Origin of the sequence: Agromyces sp. CCNWLW203, from assembly GCF_036576125.1 — a bacterium.
GTDB lineage: Bacteria > Actinomycetota > Actinomycetes > Actinomycetales > Microbacteriaceae > Agromyces.
The window spans coordinates 1,177,898-1,193,263 of sequence record NZ_JAZHYX010000001.1; the positions used below are offsets into that span (position 1 = coordinate 1,177,898).

The window sequence follows — 15,366 nt, forward strand, 5'->3', positions numbered from 1 at the left end:
GATCAGGCGATGGTCAGCCGTGGTTGCGGCCGTGCCCGTGGCCCACGTGCTCCTGCGGCCGGCCGTGCTGGTCGGCCTCGCCGTGGATGTGCACGTGGACGTGCACGTCGTTGCCGGCGTGGCCGCAGTGGCCGTGACGTCGGTCGTGGGCCTCGCTGTGGCCGCTGCCGTGGCGTCGGCCGAAGCCCTCGCCGTGGTGACGTCGGCCGAAGCCCTCGCCGTGGTGACGTCGGCCGAAGCCGCGGCCGCGACGACGCGGCATCCGCTCGCCTTCGACCCAGCCGAGCTCGCCGGCGATCGCCTCGAGCGAGGCCATGGTCGTCGCGAAGTCCTCGGGGCTGACGGCCCCGGCGACCTTCGCGCGGAGCGTTGCGACGCGCTCCTGCAGTGATGCGCGGGCGGCCTCGCCGGCCTCGGTCAGGCGCCAGGCGCCGGGCTCGCCCTCGATCCAGCCGCGCTCGACGAGGGGCTCGACGCGCTCGGGGCGCGCTGCGAGATTCTCGCTCATGCGGGGGTCGGTGACGGTGCCCGCCACGAGGTTGAGGCGCCGCCAGTCGCGGCGAGTGAGGCCCTCTTCGGCGAAGAGGTCGCTCATCGCTTCGTCGAGGCGGCGGTCGATGACCTTGAGCCAGAAGCCGAAGGGGCGGGGGCTCGCGGAGGGGCTGTTGGTGCTGTTGGTGTTCTGAGTTTCGTCGGGGGTGGTCATTCGTATTCCTTTCGTGACGCGAAGCGCGTCGAGGTCGCGGGCGGCACTGGAGGCTCGCCCGCAGAGGGCGGGCGCGCTCGGGCGGCTTCGCCTCAGTCGGCGTTCGCTGCGACCCGGGTGGAGCACCCGATCAATTGCATGCACTGTAGCATGTATATGTACAATGACATACATGAACGCATCGAGTCAAGTCCCTCCCGGAGAACACTCAGGGTCGGATGCCGCGGGCACCGCCCCGATCGACCCGATCTCGTTGATCGAGCAGGCCCTCGTCGCCATGCGCCGCGATCAGGAGCGCCGGCGACTGCAGCGCCGGGCAGAGCACTTCGGGCAGGAGGGTCACGGCGGGCACGGCTTCACACACGGCGGGCACGGCCACGCACATGACGCAAGCGCTCACGAGCATGACGAGCACAGCCATGAGCACGGTCACGAGCGCCGCGGTGGCCGCGGTGGGCGCGGCGGACCCGGCCGGCACGCGCTCGCGCACGCGGCGCGCTTCCGCCTGCTCGATGCCCTCGAGGGCGCAGAGCGTCCGCCCTCGGTGAGCGAACTCGCCGACGCGATCGGCGTCGATCAGCCGCGCGCGAGTCGGCTCGTGCAGGCCGCCGTCGAGGCGGGCCATGTGCGCCGGGAGGCCGACCCGTCCGATGCCCGGCGCAGCGCTCTCGTGCTCACGGCATCCGGCCGCAAGCTGCTCGAGAGCGCCCGCGACACTCGACGCGACGCGGTCGAGACCGCGCTCGCCGGGTTCACGCCCGAGGAAACCGCCGAGTTCGCGCGCCTGCTCTCGCGCTTCATCGCCGATTGGCCGCGCGACGAGCGCTCGGTGTAGACGGCACGCGAATCACGCAGCTCTCGGGCCTGCCTCACCTCGTCGGCGCGCTCGCCTTCACGGGGATGAGGAGCGCGAGGCCCAGCGCGATCACGAGCACGATGCCGAGGATGCCGTAGTACGGCTCGCCGCCGATCGTGACGAAGAGCGCGAAGGCCGTCGGAGCGAGGAAGCTCACGGCCCGCCCGGTGGTCGCGTAGAGGCCGAACACCTCGCCCTCGCGGCCGGCGGGGATGAGCCGCGCGAGGAACGTGCGGCTCGCCGACTGGGCCGGGCCGACGAAGAGGCACAGGGCGAGACCAGCGGTCCAGAACACGATCTGCCCGCCGTCGTGCAGGAAGAACACGAGGAGACCGCTCACGACGAGCCCGATGAGGGCGGTCATGATCACGGGCTTCGCGCCGAGCTTGTCGTCGAGTGCGCCGACGGCGATCGTCGAGATGCCCGCGACGACGTTCGCCGCGATCGCGAAGATGATGACCTCGCCCGCCGAGAATCCGAAGACGGATGCCGCGAGCACGCCGCCGAACGTGAAGACGCCGGCGAGGCCGTCGCGGAACACCGCGCTCGCCAGCAGGAACCAGACGGTGTTGCGCTGCTCGTTCCAGAGCCGCTTGATGTCGCGGCCGAGGCGCGCGTACGAGGCGAAGAAGCCGATCTTCTCGCGCTCGACGGCGGCGGGGTTGCGGTACTCGGGCACCGCGAAGAGCACGGGCAGGGCGAACAGGCCGAACCACAGCGCCGAGACGAGCATCGTGACGCGCACGTCCATGCCGTTCTCGCCGGTGACGCCGAAGAGGCCGACCTCGGGCTGGATGAAGCCGAAGTAGACGACGAGCAGCAGCACGATGCCGCCGACGTAGCCCATGCCCCAGCCGAAGCCCGAGACCTTGCCGATCGAGCGGGGCGTCGAGACCTGCACGAGCATGGCGTTGTAGTTGACGCCCGCGAACTCGAAGAAGACGTTGCCCGCGGCGACCAGGAACAGGCCGAGCAGGAGGTACTCGGGGCCGGGTTGCACGAAGAACATCGCGACCGTCATGGCGACGACGATGTAGGTGTTGACCGCGAGCCAGAACTTGCGGCGGCCGCTCGTGTCGGAGCGCTGGCCGGTGATCGGAGCGAGTACGGCGATGAGCAGGCCGGCGATCGCGAGCGCCCAACCGAGTTGTGCCTCCACGGTGCCCTTCGGCCCGAACGACTCGCTCGTGAGGTAGACCGTGAACACGAAGGTCGTGACGACCGCGTTGAACGCCGCCGATCCCCAGTCCCAGAGGCCCCACGCGAAGATGCGCCCCTTGCGCGCGCCGGCCTCGGTGACCGCCTCGACCTGGGCGGTCTCGACGCCGATCGTCGCCGCGGCCCCGTCGGGCGGGGTGAGGTGAGAGGGCGGGAAGTTGCGGGGCGCCTCGGGCGAGCGCGGCGCGTCGGGGTCGGTCATGGCTGCAGTCTCGTTCTCTCAGGTGAACAGCGGGTGGCGGATGCCGCGGCCGGGCGTTGCCCCGGTCGGCCTCGCTCACACGAGCCGGGGTCCTCATCGACCCGAGGGCACTGTATCGCTGCTCCGCACCCCGCCGCTCACGGCTCGCGGCCGGATGAGTCGCGAGCCGGGACGCCTACTGCAGTTCGAGCACCTCCCGAAGCAGGAGGTTGTAGCTCGCGAAGTGCAGCACGCCGTCGTCGAGCATGACGGAGGGCTGGTAGTTCGAGTCGTAGTCGGCCGGCGCCTGGTAGCTGCCGTCGCCCTGATGGGTGTCTTCGAGCCAGCCCTCGGCCTCCATCTGGTCGAGCCACGACTGGCCCTCGTCGCTCACCTCGAGCCGCGCGTACCAGACGGCGACATCGCTGCTCGGCCGGTTCCAGACGCAGACGAGCGCGCCGTCGTCGGCCATGCGCTCCATGACGGGGCCGAGCAGGAACGGATCCGCTGCGAGCTCGAGACCGTCATCGGCGAGGCGCGCATACTCGGCCTCGGTGAACACGGTGTCGCAGCTCAGTGCGGCGGCCGGCGAGTCGACGGGTGCGTCGGTCGCGGTCGCCGAGGGGGGCTCGGCGACCGCCGTGGGCGACCCGGTCGCGCCGGTCTCCGTGGCGGCGCCGGAGGCCGAGGGACCGGCCGCGCCTGCGCTGCATCCGGTCAGGGCGAGCACGAGCGCGCCGGCGGCGATCGCGGCGAGGAAATCGGTTCGAGTTGCCATGCCCAGAGAATAGGAACATATCTTCCTATTCACAATGGGCGTGCCCGAATCGTGACCCGGTCTCAGGGATACCCCTGAGACCGACCGCCTCAACAGCTGAGCCCCCCGCGCTCAGCTGTAGACCTCGGCGATCAGCTCGCCGAACAGCTGCTCGGCGTCGCACTCGAGGCGCTGCCGAGTGAACCAGTCGCAGACGTTCTTGCAGTCGCGGTGCAGCAGGTCGAATCCCTGCGGATTCGACACCACGTCGACGACCTGCGGCAGGTCGATCGCGACCATGCGGCCCTCGTGCACGAGCAGGTTGTACGGCGAGAGGTCGCCGTGCGCGAGCCCCGAGCGCGCGAGTGTGCGCATGAACCCGACGACCTGGTGGAACAGCTCGCGCAGCTCGTCGGGCGTGGCGCGCACCTGCGCGAGGCGAGGCGCGGCGACCCGGCCGTCGCCGATGAACTCCATGAGCACCTCGGTGCCGCTCACCTGCACCGGGTACGGCACGGCGGCCCCGAGTTCCGTGAGCCGGGTCAGCGCCTCGAATTCGGCGTACGCCCACTGCATGCGAGCGACCTCGCGGCCGAACGTCGTGCCCTTGGCGAGGGCGCGCGCGTCACGGCTGCGACGCGTGGTGCGGCCCTCGGTGTAGACCGTCGAACGGTGGAAGTCGCTGTGCTCGCTGCCCCGATACCGCTTCGCGGCGAGCAGCACGTGCTTGCCGAGGGTGCCGGGCTCGGCATCGGGCACGGCACGTTCGATGAGGCAGAGGTCGGCCTCCTTGCCGGTCTTCACGACACCGAGTTCGGTGTCGATCGCCGCGGCATCCGTGACGAGCCAATCAGGGCGCGGCTGTGGGCCGCGCTCGAGTGGGGTGGTGGCCGGCCAGGTCGACCAGCGTTGGCCCTCGCCCGGTTCCGTGGTCTGGAAGGCGAGGTCGCCCGCGTCGAATCGCGGGGTCGTGAATGAAGCGGATGCCGCGTGCGCACGCACGACGGCGGATTCGTCGAGAGACGAGGTGATGTGCAAGGTGGGTCTCCGAAGGTCGCGGAGGCCACCGAACCGCTCAGCGGGTGGAGGCCTCGCAAGTGAAGGGAACGTGGAGGTTCACGACAACGACAGCCATGATCGACTCCTTTCTTCACCGGATGCACCGGAACGGATGCTGCGCGAAACGGCAGCTTCGGCAGCTTAGGGCGTTTCGCCCGCGGCGTCCAGTGTTCCGTTCGGCTCGGGTCGTCGTGCCGTTCACTGGGCGGGCGGGAGTAGGGTCGGCGCATGCAGGGCGAGCCGGGGCGCGAGGCATCCGACACGGTGGTGCTCGTCGAGGGCGGCAGCGACCGGCTCGCGGTCGCCGCGCTGGCGGTGAGACTCGGGCACGATCTCGGTGCAGCGGGCGTGCGCGTCGTCTCGATGGACGGCGTGACCAACCTGCACCGCCATCTCGGCGAGATCGCGGGTCGGCGGCTCCGGCCGCGCGTGCTCGGGCTCTTCGACGCCGCCGAGATCGCGTACGTGCGACGCGCCGTCGATGACGCCGGCCTCGGGTCGGCGGCCACGCTCGACGAGCTCGCCGCACTCGGGTTCTTCGCGTGCGACCCCGACCTCGAGGGCGAGCTGATCCGCGCACTCGGCGTCGAGCGCATGCAACAGTTGCTCACCGAGCACGGCGAGCTCGCTCGGTTCCGCGGGTTCCAGCATCAGCCGGCGCAGCGCGGGCGGGCGACGGATGCGCAGCTCCGTCGGTTCCTCGGCACGCACGCCGGGCGCAAGGCGCGGTTCGCGCCGCTCATGGTCGACGCGATCGAGGAGCCGCGCATCCCGGCGGCGATGCGGGCGCTGGTCGAGTCCGCGATCGGTCCGTCCCGAGAGGTCGCCGGGCTCAGTGCTGCACGACGACGGTCGGATCCGCCACCTCGATGACGACCGGGCTCGTGCTCGCCGTGGCGTGGCCAGCGGCATCCGCGATCCGCCACACCCGGACCCCGGTGCCGATGCCGGGCACCTGCGTCTGCAGCAGCCGGCCGTCCGACGAGGTGCGCGGTCGCCAGCTCCCGCTCAGCGCCTCGTCGCTGCCGAGCGTCACGACGAGGTCGAAGGAGGCGACCGAGCCGTCGTCCGAGAGCGCGATGCGCCGATCCGCCACCGTGCCGGGATCGGTTCGAGCGCGGTGCCGGTGAGCCTGCCAGGTCTCCTGCATCGCCTGCTCGGTGCGGGCGTCCTGGACCGAGCCGATCAGGATCGCCCACATGGCGACCGGGATGCCGCCGATCATGACGGTGAAGATCAGGTTGAACCACCAGCCGGGGGACTCGTCGGACGTCCAGAGCATCGCGAGGGCCACGACGGCGCCGGCAGTCGCGACGAGGCCGACGAGTGCGAAGATCACCCTGCCGAGGGTGCCCATCCGCTTCGGGAGCTGCAGCGACACCGGCGCCGTCTCGACGGCGTCGAGTCGCTCGAGCAGGTGCACGACGTGGCCGGTGGTGGCACCGGCGGGCGGCTTCGACATGGCCGCATCGTAGCCGCTGTGCTGGAACGGCTCGTGAACAGGCTCTTCCGGTGCGCGCCGCGGTGTGGTTCAGTGAGCCATGGAACCGAATGGGGCCTCCGCGGGGCGGTTCAACGGTCGGCTCGCCATCCTGCTCGCGATGGCCATGTTCGTGCTGGTCGTCGACACCTCGCTCATGAACGTGTCGATCTCGGCGGTCGTGCGCGATCTCGACACCACGGTGAGCGGTGTGCAGGGCGCGATCGCGCTCGAGGCACTCGTCTCGGCCGCCTTCATCCTGATCGGCGGCAAGACCGGCGACCTCATCGGGCGCAAGTTCGCATACATCCTCGGCCTGCTCGGCTACGCGATCGGTGCGATCGCGATGATGTTCGCGCAGGACCTCACCGCGATCATCATCTTCTGGGCCTTCATCGGCGGCATCGGTGCATCGCTGCTGCTGCCGGCGATGCAGTCGCTCATCCACGGCAACTTCGAGGGGGCGCAGCAGACGCGGGTCTACGCCCTCGTCGGGGCATCCGCCGCGATCGCCGCCGCCGTGGGGCCGCTCCTCGGCGGCTTCATCACGACGTTCCTCTCCTGGCGGGTCGGGTTCGCGCTCGAAGCGGTGATCATCGCGGTCGTGCTGGCCGGCATCGGACTCGTCAAGGACGTGCCGTACCACGGCGACCGTTCGATCGACCTCGTCGGGGCGTTCCTCTCGATCATCGGCATGGGCGGTGTCGTGACCGGCATCCTCGTCTGGCAGGAGGGCGGCGGGTACGTCGGCCTGATCATCGGCATCGGCGTGCTCGGCCTCGGCTTGCTCGTGTTCTGGCTGCGCAGCCGCAAGCGCCGCGGCAAGCCGACGCTGCTCGACCCGACGCTCTTCGCCTCGAAGATGTTCCGAGCGGGCGCGAGCGGGCAGTTGCTGCAGCAGATCGCCCTCGGCGGCACGATGATCGTTCTGCCCATCTACCTGCAGATGGTGTTCGAGTACAACGCGCTGCAAGCAGGCCTCTCGATCGCCCCGCTGTCGCTCAGCATGTTCGTCGTCGCCCTGCTCGCAGGTCGGGGTCTCAAGCGACGGCCCGCCACCGTCATCCTCTGGGGATTCGCCCTCGTGGTGGGCGGCATCGCGGTACTCGTGCCGATCGTGCCCGTCGCCCACTCGGGTTGGTCGCTCACCCTGCCGCTCATCGTGGCGGGCTGCGGACTCGGCCTGCTCGTCTCGCAGTTGAACAACTACACGCTCTCGCCGATCTCAGATGAACGCGTGAGCGAGGCGGCGGGAGTGAACTCGGCGGCCGGTTCGTTCGGCCTCTCGTTCGGCCTCGCCTTCGCCGGCGCGATCATGCTCGCGACGCTCGCCTTCACGTTCACCGCGAGCGCCGAGGCGAGTTCGGTGCTCAGCGCCGACGAGCAGCAGCAGGTCTCGTCGGTGCTCGAGGAGGACGCCGAGATCATGACGAACGCCGGGCTCGAGGAACTGCTCGTCGATCAGCCTCCCGAAGTGCAGGCGGAGATCGTGCGCATCAACACCGACTCCCGTTTCATCGCCCTGCAGGTCGCACTGCTCGTGCCGATCCTCGCCGGTCTCCTCGGCGTCGCGAACGCACTCCGCATGCGCAGACTCCCCGACCCGAACCCCTCGGCGTCGGCCGAGGCGGCGGCGCTCGGCTGACACCCCTCCCGCTACGGGAGGGTCCAGGTGGCCGGCGGCTTGACCTGGTCGTACAGCCAGATCTGGAAGAAGGCGTCGAGGTCTTCGCCGGAGACCTCCTCGAACACCGCCTGGAACTCCTCGGCCGTGCCGGCCGAGTCGTCGTAGCGCTCGAGCCAGAGCCGGGTACCGGCGAAGAAGGCCTCGTCGCCGAGCTCGACCCGCAGGGCGTGCAGGGTGCCCGCTCCCCGGTTGTAGACCGGGGAGGCGAAGAGGCCGAGCGGGCCCGGGTCGCCGATCTGCAACGACCAGTACTCGGCGTTGCGCGCCGGTGCGTACCAGTTGTTGTAGGCCTGCTGAGCCGTGATGCCACCGCTCTGCTCGGTCCACATCCACGTCGCGTACGTGGCCCAGCCCTCGTTGAGCCAGATGTCCTGCCAGCGTTCGGGGCTCACGGAGTTGCCGAACCACTGGTGCGCGAGTTCGTGCGCGACGGTGCCCTGGCTCGCCTGGCTCGAGTAGACCGGACGGGTCTGGGTCTCGAGCGCGTACCCGACCGAGTCGTTGTCGACGATCGCTCCGAAGGAGTTGAACGGGTAGTCGCCGAAGCGGCTCTCGAAGAAGTCGATCATCTCGACCTGTCGCGCGAGGCTGGCGTTCGTGGTCGCGAGGCGGCTGGGGGTGAGCTTCGTGTCGACCGCGTCGATGATCGGCACACCGCTCGACGAGAGGTACGTCTCGCGAAGGTCGAAATCTCCCACGGACGCCGTCGTCAGGTAGCTCGCCTGCTGATCGGGGGCGTCCCAATACCAGGTGGTCCAGCCTCCGGAGGTCTCCTCGGGCTTCGGCTGCACGCCGTTCGCCACGGCCACCTTGCCCTCGGGCACGGTGATCGCGAAGCTGTAGCTCGCCTTGTCGGTCTGGTGGTCGCTGACCGGGTACCAGGTCATCGAGCCCTCGGGCTCGCTGGCCACGATGGCGCCGTCGCGCGTGGTCCACCAGCCGTAGGGCGCGTCCTCGATGTCGAGTGGCCGGGTGGTCGGGCCGCCGTACTCGACGACCACCTGTGCGGTCTGGCCGGCCTTGAGCTTCGGTCGAGGCTGCACCGTGAGCTCCCAGACTCGCTCCGCGTCATCCTGAACGTGCCAATACGCGGCTCCCTCGACGACCGCGCCCGCGGGCGGAGGCGCGATCGCGGTCGCGGGCTTGCCGTCGACCGTCAGCGAACCGACCGTCATGCCGCGCAGGTCGAGATTGAACCGGTCGAGGTCTTGCGTGGCGACGAGGTCGATCGTGGCCGTGCCCTCGAACTGCCCGACGAGGGGGGCCGGTTCGGCTGCGGGCGGCGCGTACGTGACGTCGAGATCGTAGTGCTGCACGTCGTAGCCGCCGTTGCCGGCGTTCGGGAAGTAGGCGTCGCCCACCCCCGGCGCTCCTGCCGTGTAGCGCGGCTCGTTCGGCGTTCCCGGTGCTGCGACCGCCCCGGTCGCCCCGATCCCCCCGACCACCGCGAGTGCGACCGCCAGGCCGCCCGCCAGTTGCATCCGCCTGCCGTTCACGATCGCTCCCGTCGTCGTCTTCCACATGGCACACCTGTGCGAACTCTAGGCACAGACGGTCGCCGCCGGTAGCCCCCTCTCCCGAGCTGACGGGGACTGGGATCCGGATCCGGGACGAACCGCGTGAGCCGCGTCATCCGGTGCCGAATGCCTCGTCGGGCGTGAGCAACCGGGCGCACACCCACTCGCCGGCGTACCCGGAGTCCAGGGCGAAACTGCCGCTCAACCCGTCGGGCGACACGAGGATCGTCGACCCGCCGACGTGCCGCACCCCGCCCACCGACAGGTCGACGCTGCCGGCGTGAGGTGCGGACGACGGGTTCTTGTAGATCGAGATCGCCACATCGTCGCGGTGCTCGGGCGGGGCGTCGTACCCCTCGGGCATGCGACCGTCACCGGCCTGGATGAGGAGATCACCGGAGTCCTGCACGACGCAGTGGCCGCCGTGCACCTCGAACGGCTCAGGCGTGTCGAACCGTACGACGAGCACCTCGCCGGGGATCCGGTTGCCGCACGCCTCGGCCTGCGAGGTCGTCGAGGCCTGGACGGTGACCGTCGCCGGAGCGGACGAGTGAGGGCTCGTGAGCGCCAGTCCGAGGCGAGCATCGGGCGGGATCTCGGTTCCGAGGGCCCCGGCGCCTCCATCCGGGCATTCGCAGAACCCCGTGACGCAATAGCGTCGGAGGAACTCCGCCCCGACCTCCTCGACGGCGGCTCCGGGCACCCCGATCTCACCTCGGCCGCCGAAGACGGCGACGTCGACCACCTCGCTGCCGGCCTCGAAGCCGATCGTGTACGGCGCCGTCGCGAACGGGAGGATCGTCACCGACTCGTCGAGCGAAGCTCCCGTGAAGAGGACGATGCCGATCGCGCCCTGGGCAGCGGTGATGTGGGGGCCCCGCGACTCCCATGCCGGGCCGACACGGGCCTCGCGCACCAGACGGCGGGCGATGGCGGTGAGGGCTTCCTCGTGCGTGCGCTCGAACAACTGTTCCAGGCCCGCGGTCGTGCCGTCGGCCTGCAACAGCGGCACGAGGTGCTGCCAGACGTCGGCCCCCTCCTGCTCGGCCACCGCGAACACGCCGAGCGCGTCGTACGCACGCTTGTGCAGCGGGATGCCGGGCTCCCGCAGCCACTGATCCCACCGATCGTCGAAGTAGTCGGTCGGGGCGACGGCGACGCCGGCGAACGTCGCGCCGCCCTCGACCACCCAGGCCGGGCCGTTCGCCACGGCTGCGACACCGCCTGCACCGTCGTACTGGAAGCAGTGCATCACCTCGTGGGCGATCAGCGTGCGGAACTGCGGCGTGTCGATGACGTCCCAGCTCGGCTGCAGCACGTCGATCTCGCAGGCATCCATCCGGCCGGCGGCCACGTGCCGGCCCCCGATGTTCGCCCAGGTGAAGGCCTGGTACTTCGGGTCCTCCACCGCATCACTCGCGCCCGCCTCGATCGGCACGCTCAACCTGCGCCCGAGCAGTCCCTCGAGCTCGGCCTGCACTTCGGCGACCAGTGCGGTGATGCCGCGGATGCTCTCGGTCGACTCCATCCGGAGAGCGGGGACTGCGCTCCGGACGGCCGCGACCGCGCCGCTGCCGAGGTCGGCCCCGCTCGCTCGCGCCCCGAAGATCGCATCGACCGTCTCTCGCTGCTCAGGGGAAAGCTCGTCCCAGTGCCGCATGAGGCCGCGGATCGCCATGGTGCCGGAAAGCACCGGGAGCCCGACGGCATCGGCCTCGCCACCCTCGATGGGCCCGAAGCCGGCGGCGAAGAGGTCGAGCGCGAGGTCGAGGGGGATGGTTCCGTCGTCGTCGAGGCGGTCACCGACCCTCGGCCCAGCGGTGATCTCGGGCGTCGGGCTCTCGACCGGATCGGGAGGTGCGGGAACGCAGCCGACGGCACCGAGCAGGAGGACGATTGCGACGCCGACGGCGCGCAGACGGAATGGATCTTCGGCTCGGTGCGACATGCGACCCCCCGATTGCACCGAGCGCCACGGCCCGCGGCGCTCACGACGAACGTATCCGCCACGAGCCGAGATGAACAGCGGCAGAGTCTCCCGGTGGGGCCATCCAGCGGGAATACTGGGCGTCGGCTGTGAGTTGAGTCAAGTACACTCAAGTTTCATCACCTCGACTTGACACGTTCACGGGGCGCTGAGAAGCTTGAGTCGGCAAGGCTCAAGTCTTGCCTCAGGTACTTCGGTTGCGGGCCGGCAAGGGTCGAACCGGTATCCCCTCCATGGTCTCGAGCGGCGCTTCGCGCTCCTCGGCCGGCGAGGGGGAGAAGGAGAACACACATGTCACGTGCAGTAGGAATCGACCTCGGCACCACCAACTCGGTCGTCGCGGTCCTCGAGGGCGGCGAGCCCACGGTCATCGCGAACGCGGAGGGCCTCCGTACGACCCCGTCGGTCGTCGCATTCACGAAAGACGGCGAGGTGCTCGTCGGCGAGACCGCGAAGCGCCAGGCCGTCACCAACGTCGACCGCACCATCGCGTCGGTCAAGCGCCACGTCGGCACCGACTGGAAGACCGACGAGATCGACGGCAAGCAGTACACGCCGCAAGAGATCTCGGCGCGCATCCTGCAGAAGCTGAAGCGCGACGCCGAGCAGTACCTCGGCGACACCGTCACCGACGCCGTCATCACGGTGCCCGCGTACTTCAACGACGCCGAGCGCCAGGCCACGAAGGAGGCCGGCGAGATCGCGGGCCTGAACGTGCTGCGCATCATCAACGAGCCCACCGCTGCCGCACTCGCGTACGGCCTCGACAAGGGCAAGGAGGACGAGCTCATCCTCGTCTTCGACCTCGGTGGCGGCACGTTCGACGTGTCCCTCCTCGAGGTGGGCAAAGACGACGACTTCTCGACCATCCAGGTCAAGGCGACCGCGGGCGACAACCGCCTCGGCGGCGACGACTGGGACCAGCGCGTCGTCGACTGGCTCATCAAGAAGTTCAAGGAGTCGACGGGCGTCGACGTCTCGAACGACAAGATCGCCAAGCAGCGCCTGAAGGAGGCCGCAGAGCAGGCCAAGAAGGAACTGTCCTCGAACCTGAAGGCGTCCATCCAGCTGCCCTACCTCTCGCTCACCGAGAACGGCCCTGCGAACCTCGACGAGACGCTCACGCGCGCCGAGTTCGAGAACATGACGAGCGACCTGCTCGACCGCACGAAGAAGCCGTTCGAAGACGTCATCCGCGAGGCCGGCGTCAAGCTCTCCGACATCGCGCACGTCGTGCTCGTCGGCGGCTCGACGCGCATGCCCGCGGTCAGCGAGCTCGTCAAGAAGGAGACCGGCCAGGAGCCCAACAAGGGCGTCAACCCCGATGAGGTCGTCGCCGTCGGCGCGGCACTCCAGGCGGGCGTCCTCAAGGGCGAGCGCAAAGACGTGCTGCTCATCGACGTCACCCCCCTCAGCCTCGGCATCGAGACCAAGGGCGGCATCATGACGAAGCTCATCGAGCGCAACACGGCGATCCCGACCAAGCGCAGCGAGACCTTCACGACCGCCGACGACAACCAGCCGTCGGTCGCGATCCAGGTCTTCCAGGGCGAGCGCGAGTTCACCCGCGACAACAAGCCGCTCGGCACCTTCGAGCTCACGGGCATCGCGCCGGCGCCTCGCGGCGTGCCGCAGATCGAGGTCACGTTCGACATCGACGCCAACGGCATCGTGCACGTGTCGGCGAAGGACAAGGGCACCGGCAAGGAGCAGCGCATGACGATCTCGGGCGGCTCGAGCCTCCCGAAGGACGACATCGAGCGCATGGTGAGGGAGGCCGAGGAGCACGCCGCCGAAGACAAGGCGCGTCGCGAGTCGGCTGAGACCCGCAACCAGGCCGAGCAGCTCGTCTACTCGATCGAGAAGCTCATCAAGGACAACGACGACAAGCTCCCCGCTGACGTCAAGTCCGAGGTCCAGGGCGACGTCGACGCGCTGAAGACCGCGCTCGCGGGTGAAGACGACGAGGCCGTGAAGTCGGCCTTCGAGAAGCTCAACGCGTCGCAGGGCAAGCTCGGCGAGGCGATCTACGCCCAGTCGCAGCAGGCCGACGCGAGCGCCGCGGCCGGCGAAGACGCGAACGCGTCCGGCGCCGAGGGCGACCAGTCCTCCGACGAGGACGTGGTCGACGCCGAGGTCATCGACGACGAGGAAGAGAAGAAGTAGCCATGGCAGACGAGAAGGAGACTCCCGAGGTCCCCGATCCCGACGCCGGCGCCGCCGACGAGGTGACGGATGCCGCGGCATCCGTCACCCCCGAGGGGGAGGACGCCGAGGGAGAGACCCCCGAGGCCGAGAACCCCGAGGCCGACGAAGACGTGCTCACCGTCGACGACATCCTGAACGCGGCGAACGCCGAGGTGCAGGATCCGAGCGACGAGCACCTGGCCGACCTCAAGCGCATCACCGCGGAGTACGCCAACTACCGCAAGCGCACCGAGGCGAACCGTGAACTCGAGCGCGAACGGGCCGTCGGCGCGGCGGTAGCCGTGCTGCTGCCCGTGCTCGACGACCTCGACCGTGCCGAGAAGCACGGCGACCTCGAGGGCGACGCTCCGTTCGCGACCATCGCGGCGAAGCTGCGCGGCTCGGTCGAGAAGCTCGGCCTCACCGCCTTCGGCGAGGTGGGCGAGCCGTTCGATCCGCAGCGGCACGAGGCGATCTTCCAGCAGCCGTCGGGCGACGTCGAGATCGACACGGTCGCCGATGTCGTCGAGACGGGCTACATGCTCGGCGGAACGCAGCTTCGCGCGGCGAAGGTCGTCGTGAAGACCCCGCAGTAGTGCACCCGTCGGTCGAGTAGCGACGAAGGAGCGTATCGAGACCCGTCACGAGGTCTCGGTACGCACTTCGCGCTCCTCGACCGGCAGAAGACCTGCCCGACAGACACACACGACTAGATTTCAGAAGAGGAGGTGCCGGTGGCCAGTCAGGATTGGTTCGACAAGGACTTCTACAAGGTGCTCGGCGTCTCCAAAGACGTGAGCGATGCGGAGCTCAAGAAGACGTACCGCAAGCTCGCGCGCAAGTACCACCCCGACTCCAACCCCGGTGATGCTGCCGCCGAGGCGAAGTTCAAGGAGATCAGCGAGGCGCACTCCGTGCTCGCGGATCCCGAGCAGCGCAAGGAGTACGACGCCGTGCGGGCCATGGGCTCCGGCGCTCGTTTCACGGCGCCCGGCAGTGCCGGCGGCGCCGGCGGCTTCGAAGACGTCTTCGGCGGCATGTTCGGCCAGGGCGGCGGCGGCCGAGGCCAGTCCTACACGTTCCAGCAGGGCGGCGACTACGACGACCTGCTCGGCGGGCTCTTCGGCGGCGGCCGGTTCGGTCAACCGACCGGCGGCTACCGCGGCGCCGGCGGCCCCACCAAGGGGCGGGATGTCACGGCGTCGACCACCCTCGACTTCGTCACGGCCACCAAGGGCGACCAGATCACCCTGCAGACCGCCGAGGGCAAGCCGATCACGGTGCGCATTCCCGCGGGTGTCGCCGACGGTCAGAAGATCCGCCTGCGCGGCAAGGGCCAGCCCTCGCCCGACGGCGGCGAGCCCGGCGACATCGTGCTGACCGTGACGGTACGCAAGCACCCGGTCTTCGAGCGCGACGGCCTGAACCTCAGGGTCACCGTGCCCGTCACGTTCACCGAGGCGGCGCTCGGTGCGACCATCCAGGTGCCGACCCTCGGCGGCGACCCGGTGAAGCTGCGCGTCGCCCCCGGCACGCCGAGCGGCCGGGTGCTGCGGGTCAAGGGACGCGGCGTCGAGACGCCGAAGGGCACCGGAGACCTGCTCGCGGTCGTGCAGGTGGCCGTGCCGTCCCACCTCTCGAAGGAGGCGGAGACGAAGCTCGAGGAGTTCGCCGCGCTGCTGCCCGACGAGAACCCCCGCGACGACCTGCTCGCGAAAGCGAAGGGCTAGG

General features: G+C 69.8%; 14 protein-coding genes. 6 read left to right on the forward strand and 8 right to left on the reverse strand.

Translation table 11 applies throughout. The annotated features are described in order from the left end of the window. Nucleotides 1–13 precede the first annotated feature (13 nt). Together VPH61_RS05435 and VPH61_RS05440 are read right to left on the reverse strand one after the other, a co-directional pair. On the reverse strand, nt 14–706 hold the full coding sequence (locus VPH61_RS05435; RefSeq protein ID WP_332062474.1) for a MarR family winged helix-turn-helix transcriptional regulator: 693 nt from the start codon (nt 704–706) through the stop codon (nt 14–16). Nucleotides 707–914: 208 nt separating this feature from the next. Beyond that, nucleotides 915–1,196 (reverse strand): hypothetical protein, encoded by a 282-nt coding sequence (locus tag VPH61_RS05440; RefSeq protein WP_332062545.1) that lies wholly within the window; start codon nt 1,194–1,196, stop codon nt 915–917. Between the two features lie 15 nt (nt 1,197–1,211). On the opposite strand from VPH61_RS05440, the gene VPH61_RS05445 reads away from it, so the two are divergent. Next, nucleotides 1,212–1,541 (forward strand): MarR family winged helix-turn-helix transcriptional regulator, encoded by a 330-nt coding sequence (locus tag VPH61_RS05445; RefSeq protein WP_332062544.1) that lies wholly within the window; start codon nt 1,212–1,214, stop codon nt 1,539–1,541. Between the two features lie 34 nt (nt 1,542–1,575). Here the strand turns inward: VPH61_RS05445 and VPH61_RS05450 are convergent, their stop codons facing one another. From VPH61_RS05450 to VPH61_RS05460, 3 genes are all read right to left on the reverse strand, one after another. Continuing rightward, a complete protein-coding gene (locus tag VPH61_RS05450) occupies nt 1,576–2,982 on the reverse strand; it encodes an MFS transporter (protein ID WP_332062475.1) in 1,407 nt (468 codons plus the stop codon). A 175-nt stretch (nt 2,983–3,157) separates the two neighbouring features. Next, entirely contained in the window at nt 3,158–3,739 is a 582-nt protein-coding gene (locus tag VPH61_RS05455; protein WP_332062476.1) for a hypothetical protein, read from the reverse strand. A 111-nt stretch (nt 3,740–3,850) separates the two neighbouring features. After that, nucleotides 3,851–4,756 carry a serine protein kinase RIO gene (locus VPH61_RS05460; RefSeq protein WP_332062477.1) on the reverse strand — a complete coding sequence of 302 codons (906 nt, stop codon included), beginning with the start codon at nt 4,754–4,756 and terminating at the stop codon, nt 3,851–3,853. A gap of 249 nt (nt 4,757–5,005) precedes the next feature. On the opposite strand from VPH61_RS05460, the gene VPH61_RS05465 reads away from it, so the two are divergent. Further along, entirely contained in the window at nt 5,006–5,650 is a 645-nt protein-coding gene (locus tag VPH61_RS05465; protein ID WP_332062478.1) for a TOPRIM nucleotidyl transferase/hydrolase domain-containing protein, read from the forward strand. Here VPH61_RS05465 and VPH61_RS05470 read toward each other — a convergent pair. Beyond that, on the reverse strand, nt 5,610–6,239 hold the full coding sequence (locus VPH61_RS05470) for a hypothetical protein (protein WP_332062479.1): 630 nt from the start codon (nt 6,237–6,239) through the stop codon (nt 5,610–5,612). The genes VPH61_RS05465 and VPH61_RS05470 overlap by 41 nt on opposite strands. Nucleotides 6,240–6,318: 79 nt before the next feature. On the opposite strand from VPH61_RS05470, the gene VPH61_RS05475 reads away from it, so the two are divergent. Continuing rightward, nucleotides 6,319–7,902 carry an MFS transporter gene (locus VPH61_RS05475; RefSeq protein ID WP_332062480.1) on the forward strand — a complete coding sequence of 528 codons (1,584 nt, stop codon included), beginning with the start codon at nt 6,319–6,321 and terminating at the stop codon, nt 7,900–7,902. A gap of 11 nt (nt 7,903–7,913) precedes the next feature. On the opposite strand, the gene VPH61_RS05480 is transcribed toward VPH61_RS05475, so the two are convergent. Further along, nucleotides 7,914–9,467: a M1 family metallopeptidase gene (locus tag VPH61_RS05480; protein ID WP_332062481.1), complete on the reverse strand. Its 1,554-nt coding sequence runs from the start codon at nt 9,465–9,467 to the stop codon at nt 7,914–7,916. A 106-nt stretch (nt 9,468–9,573) separates the two neighbouring features. Continuing rightward, nucleotides 9,574–11,409 (reverse strand): hypothetical protein, encoded by a 1,836-nt coding sequence (locus VPH61_RS05485; RefSeq protein WP_332062482.1) that lies wholly within the window; start codon nt 11,407–11,409, stop codon nt 9,574–9,576. A 330-nt stretch (nt 11,410–11,739) separates the two neighbouring features. On the opposite strand from VPH61_RS05485, the gene dnaK reads away from it, so the two are divergent. From dnaK to VPH61_RS05500, 3 genes are all read left to right on the forward strand, one after another. Then, a complete protein-coding gene (gene dnaK, locus VPH61_RS05490) occupies nt 11,740–13,614 on the forward strand; it encodes a molecular chaperone DnaK (protein WP_332062483.1) in 1,875 nt (624 codons plus the stop codon). A 2-nt stretch (nt 13,615–13,616) separates the two neighbouring features. After that, the gene (locus tag VPH61_RS05495; RefSeq protein WP_332062484.1) at nt 13,617–14,231 is read left to right on the forward strand and encodes a nucleotide exchange factor GrpE; all 615 of its coding nucleotides are present in this window, start codon (nt 13,617–13,619) and stop codon (nt 14,229–14,231) included. Between the two features lie 138 nt (nt 14,232–14,369). After that, on the forward strand, nt 14,370–15,365 hold the full coding sequence (locus VPH61_RS05500; RefSeq protein ID WP_332062485.1) for a DnaJ C-terminal domain-containing protein: 996 nt from the start codon (nt 14,370–14,372) through the stop codon (nt 15,363–15,365). Nucleotide 15,366 lies beyond the last annotated feature (1 nt).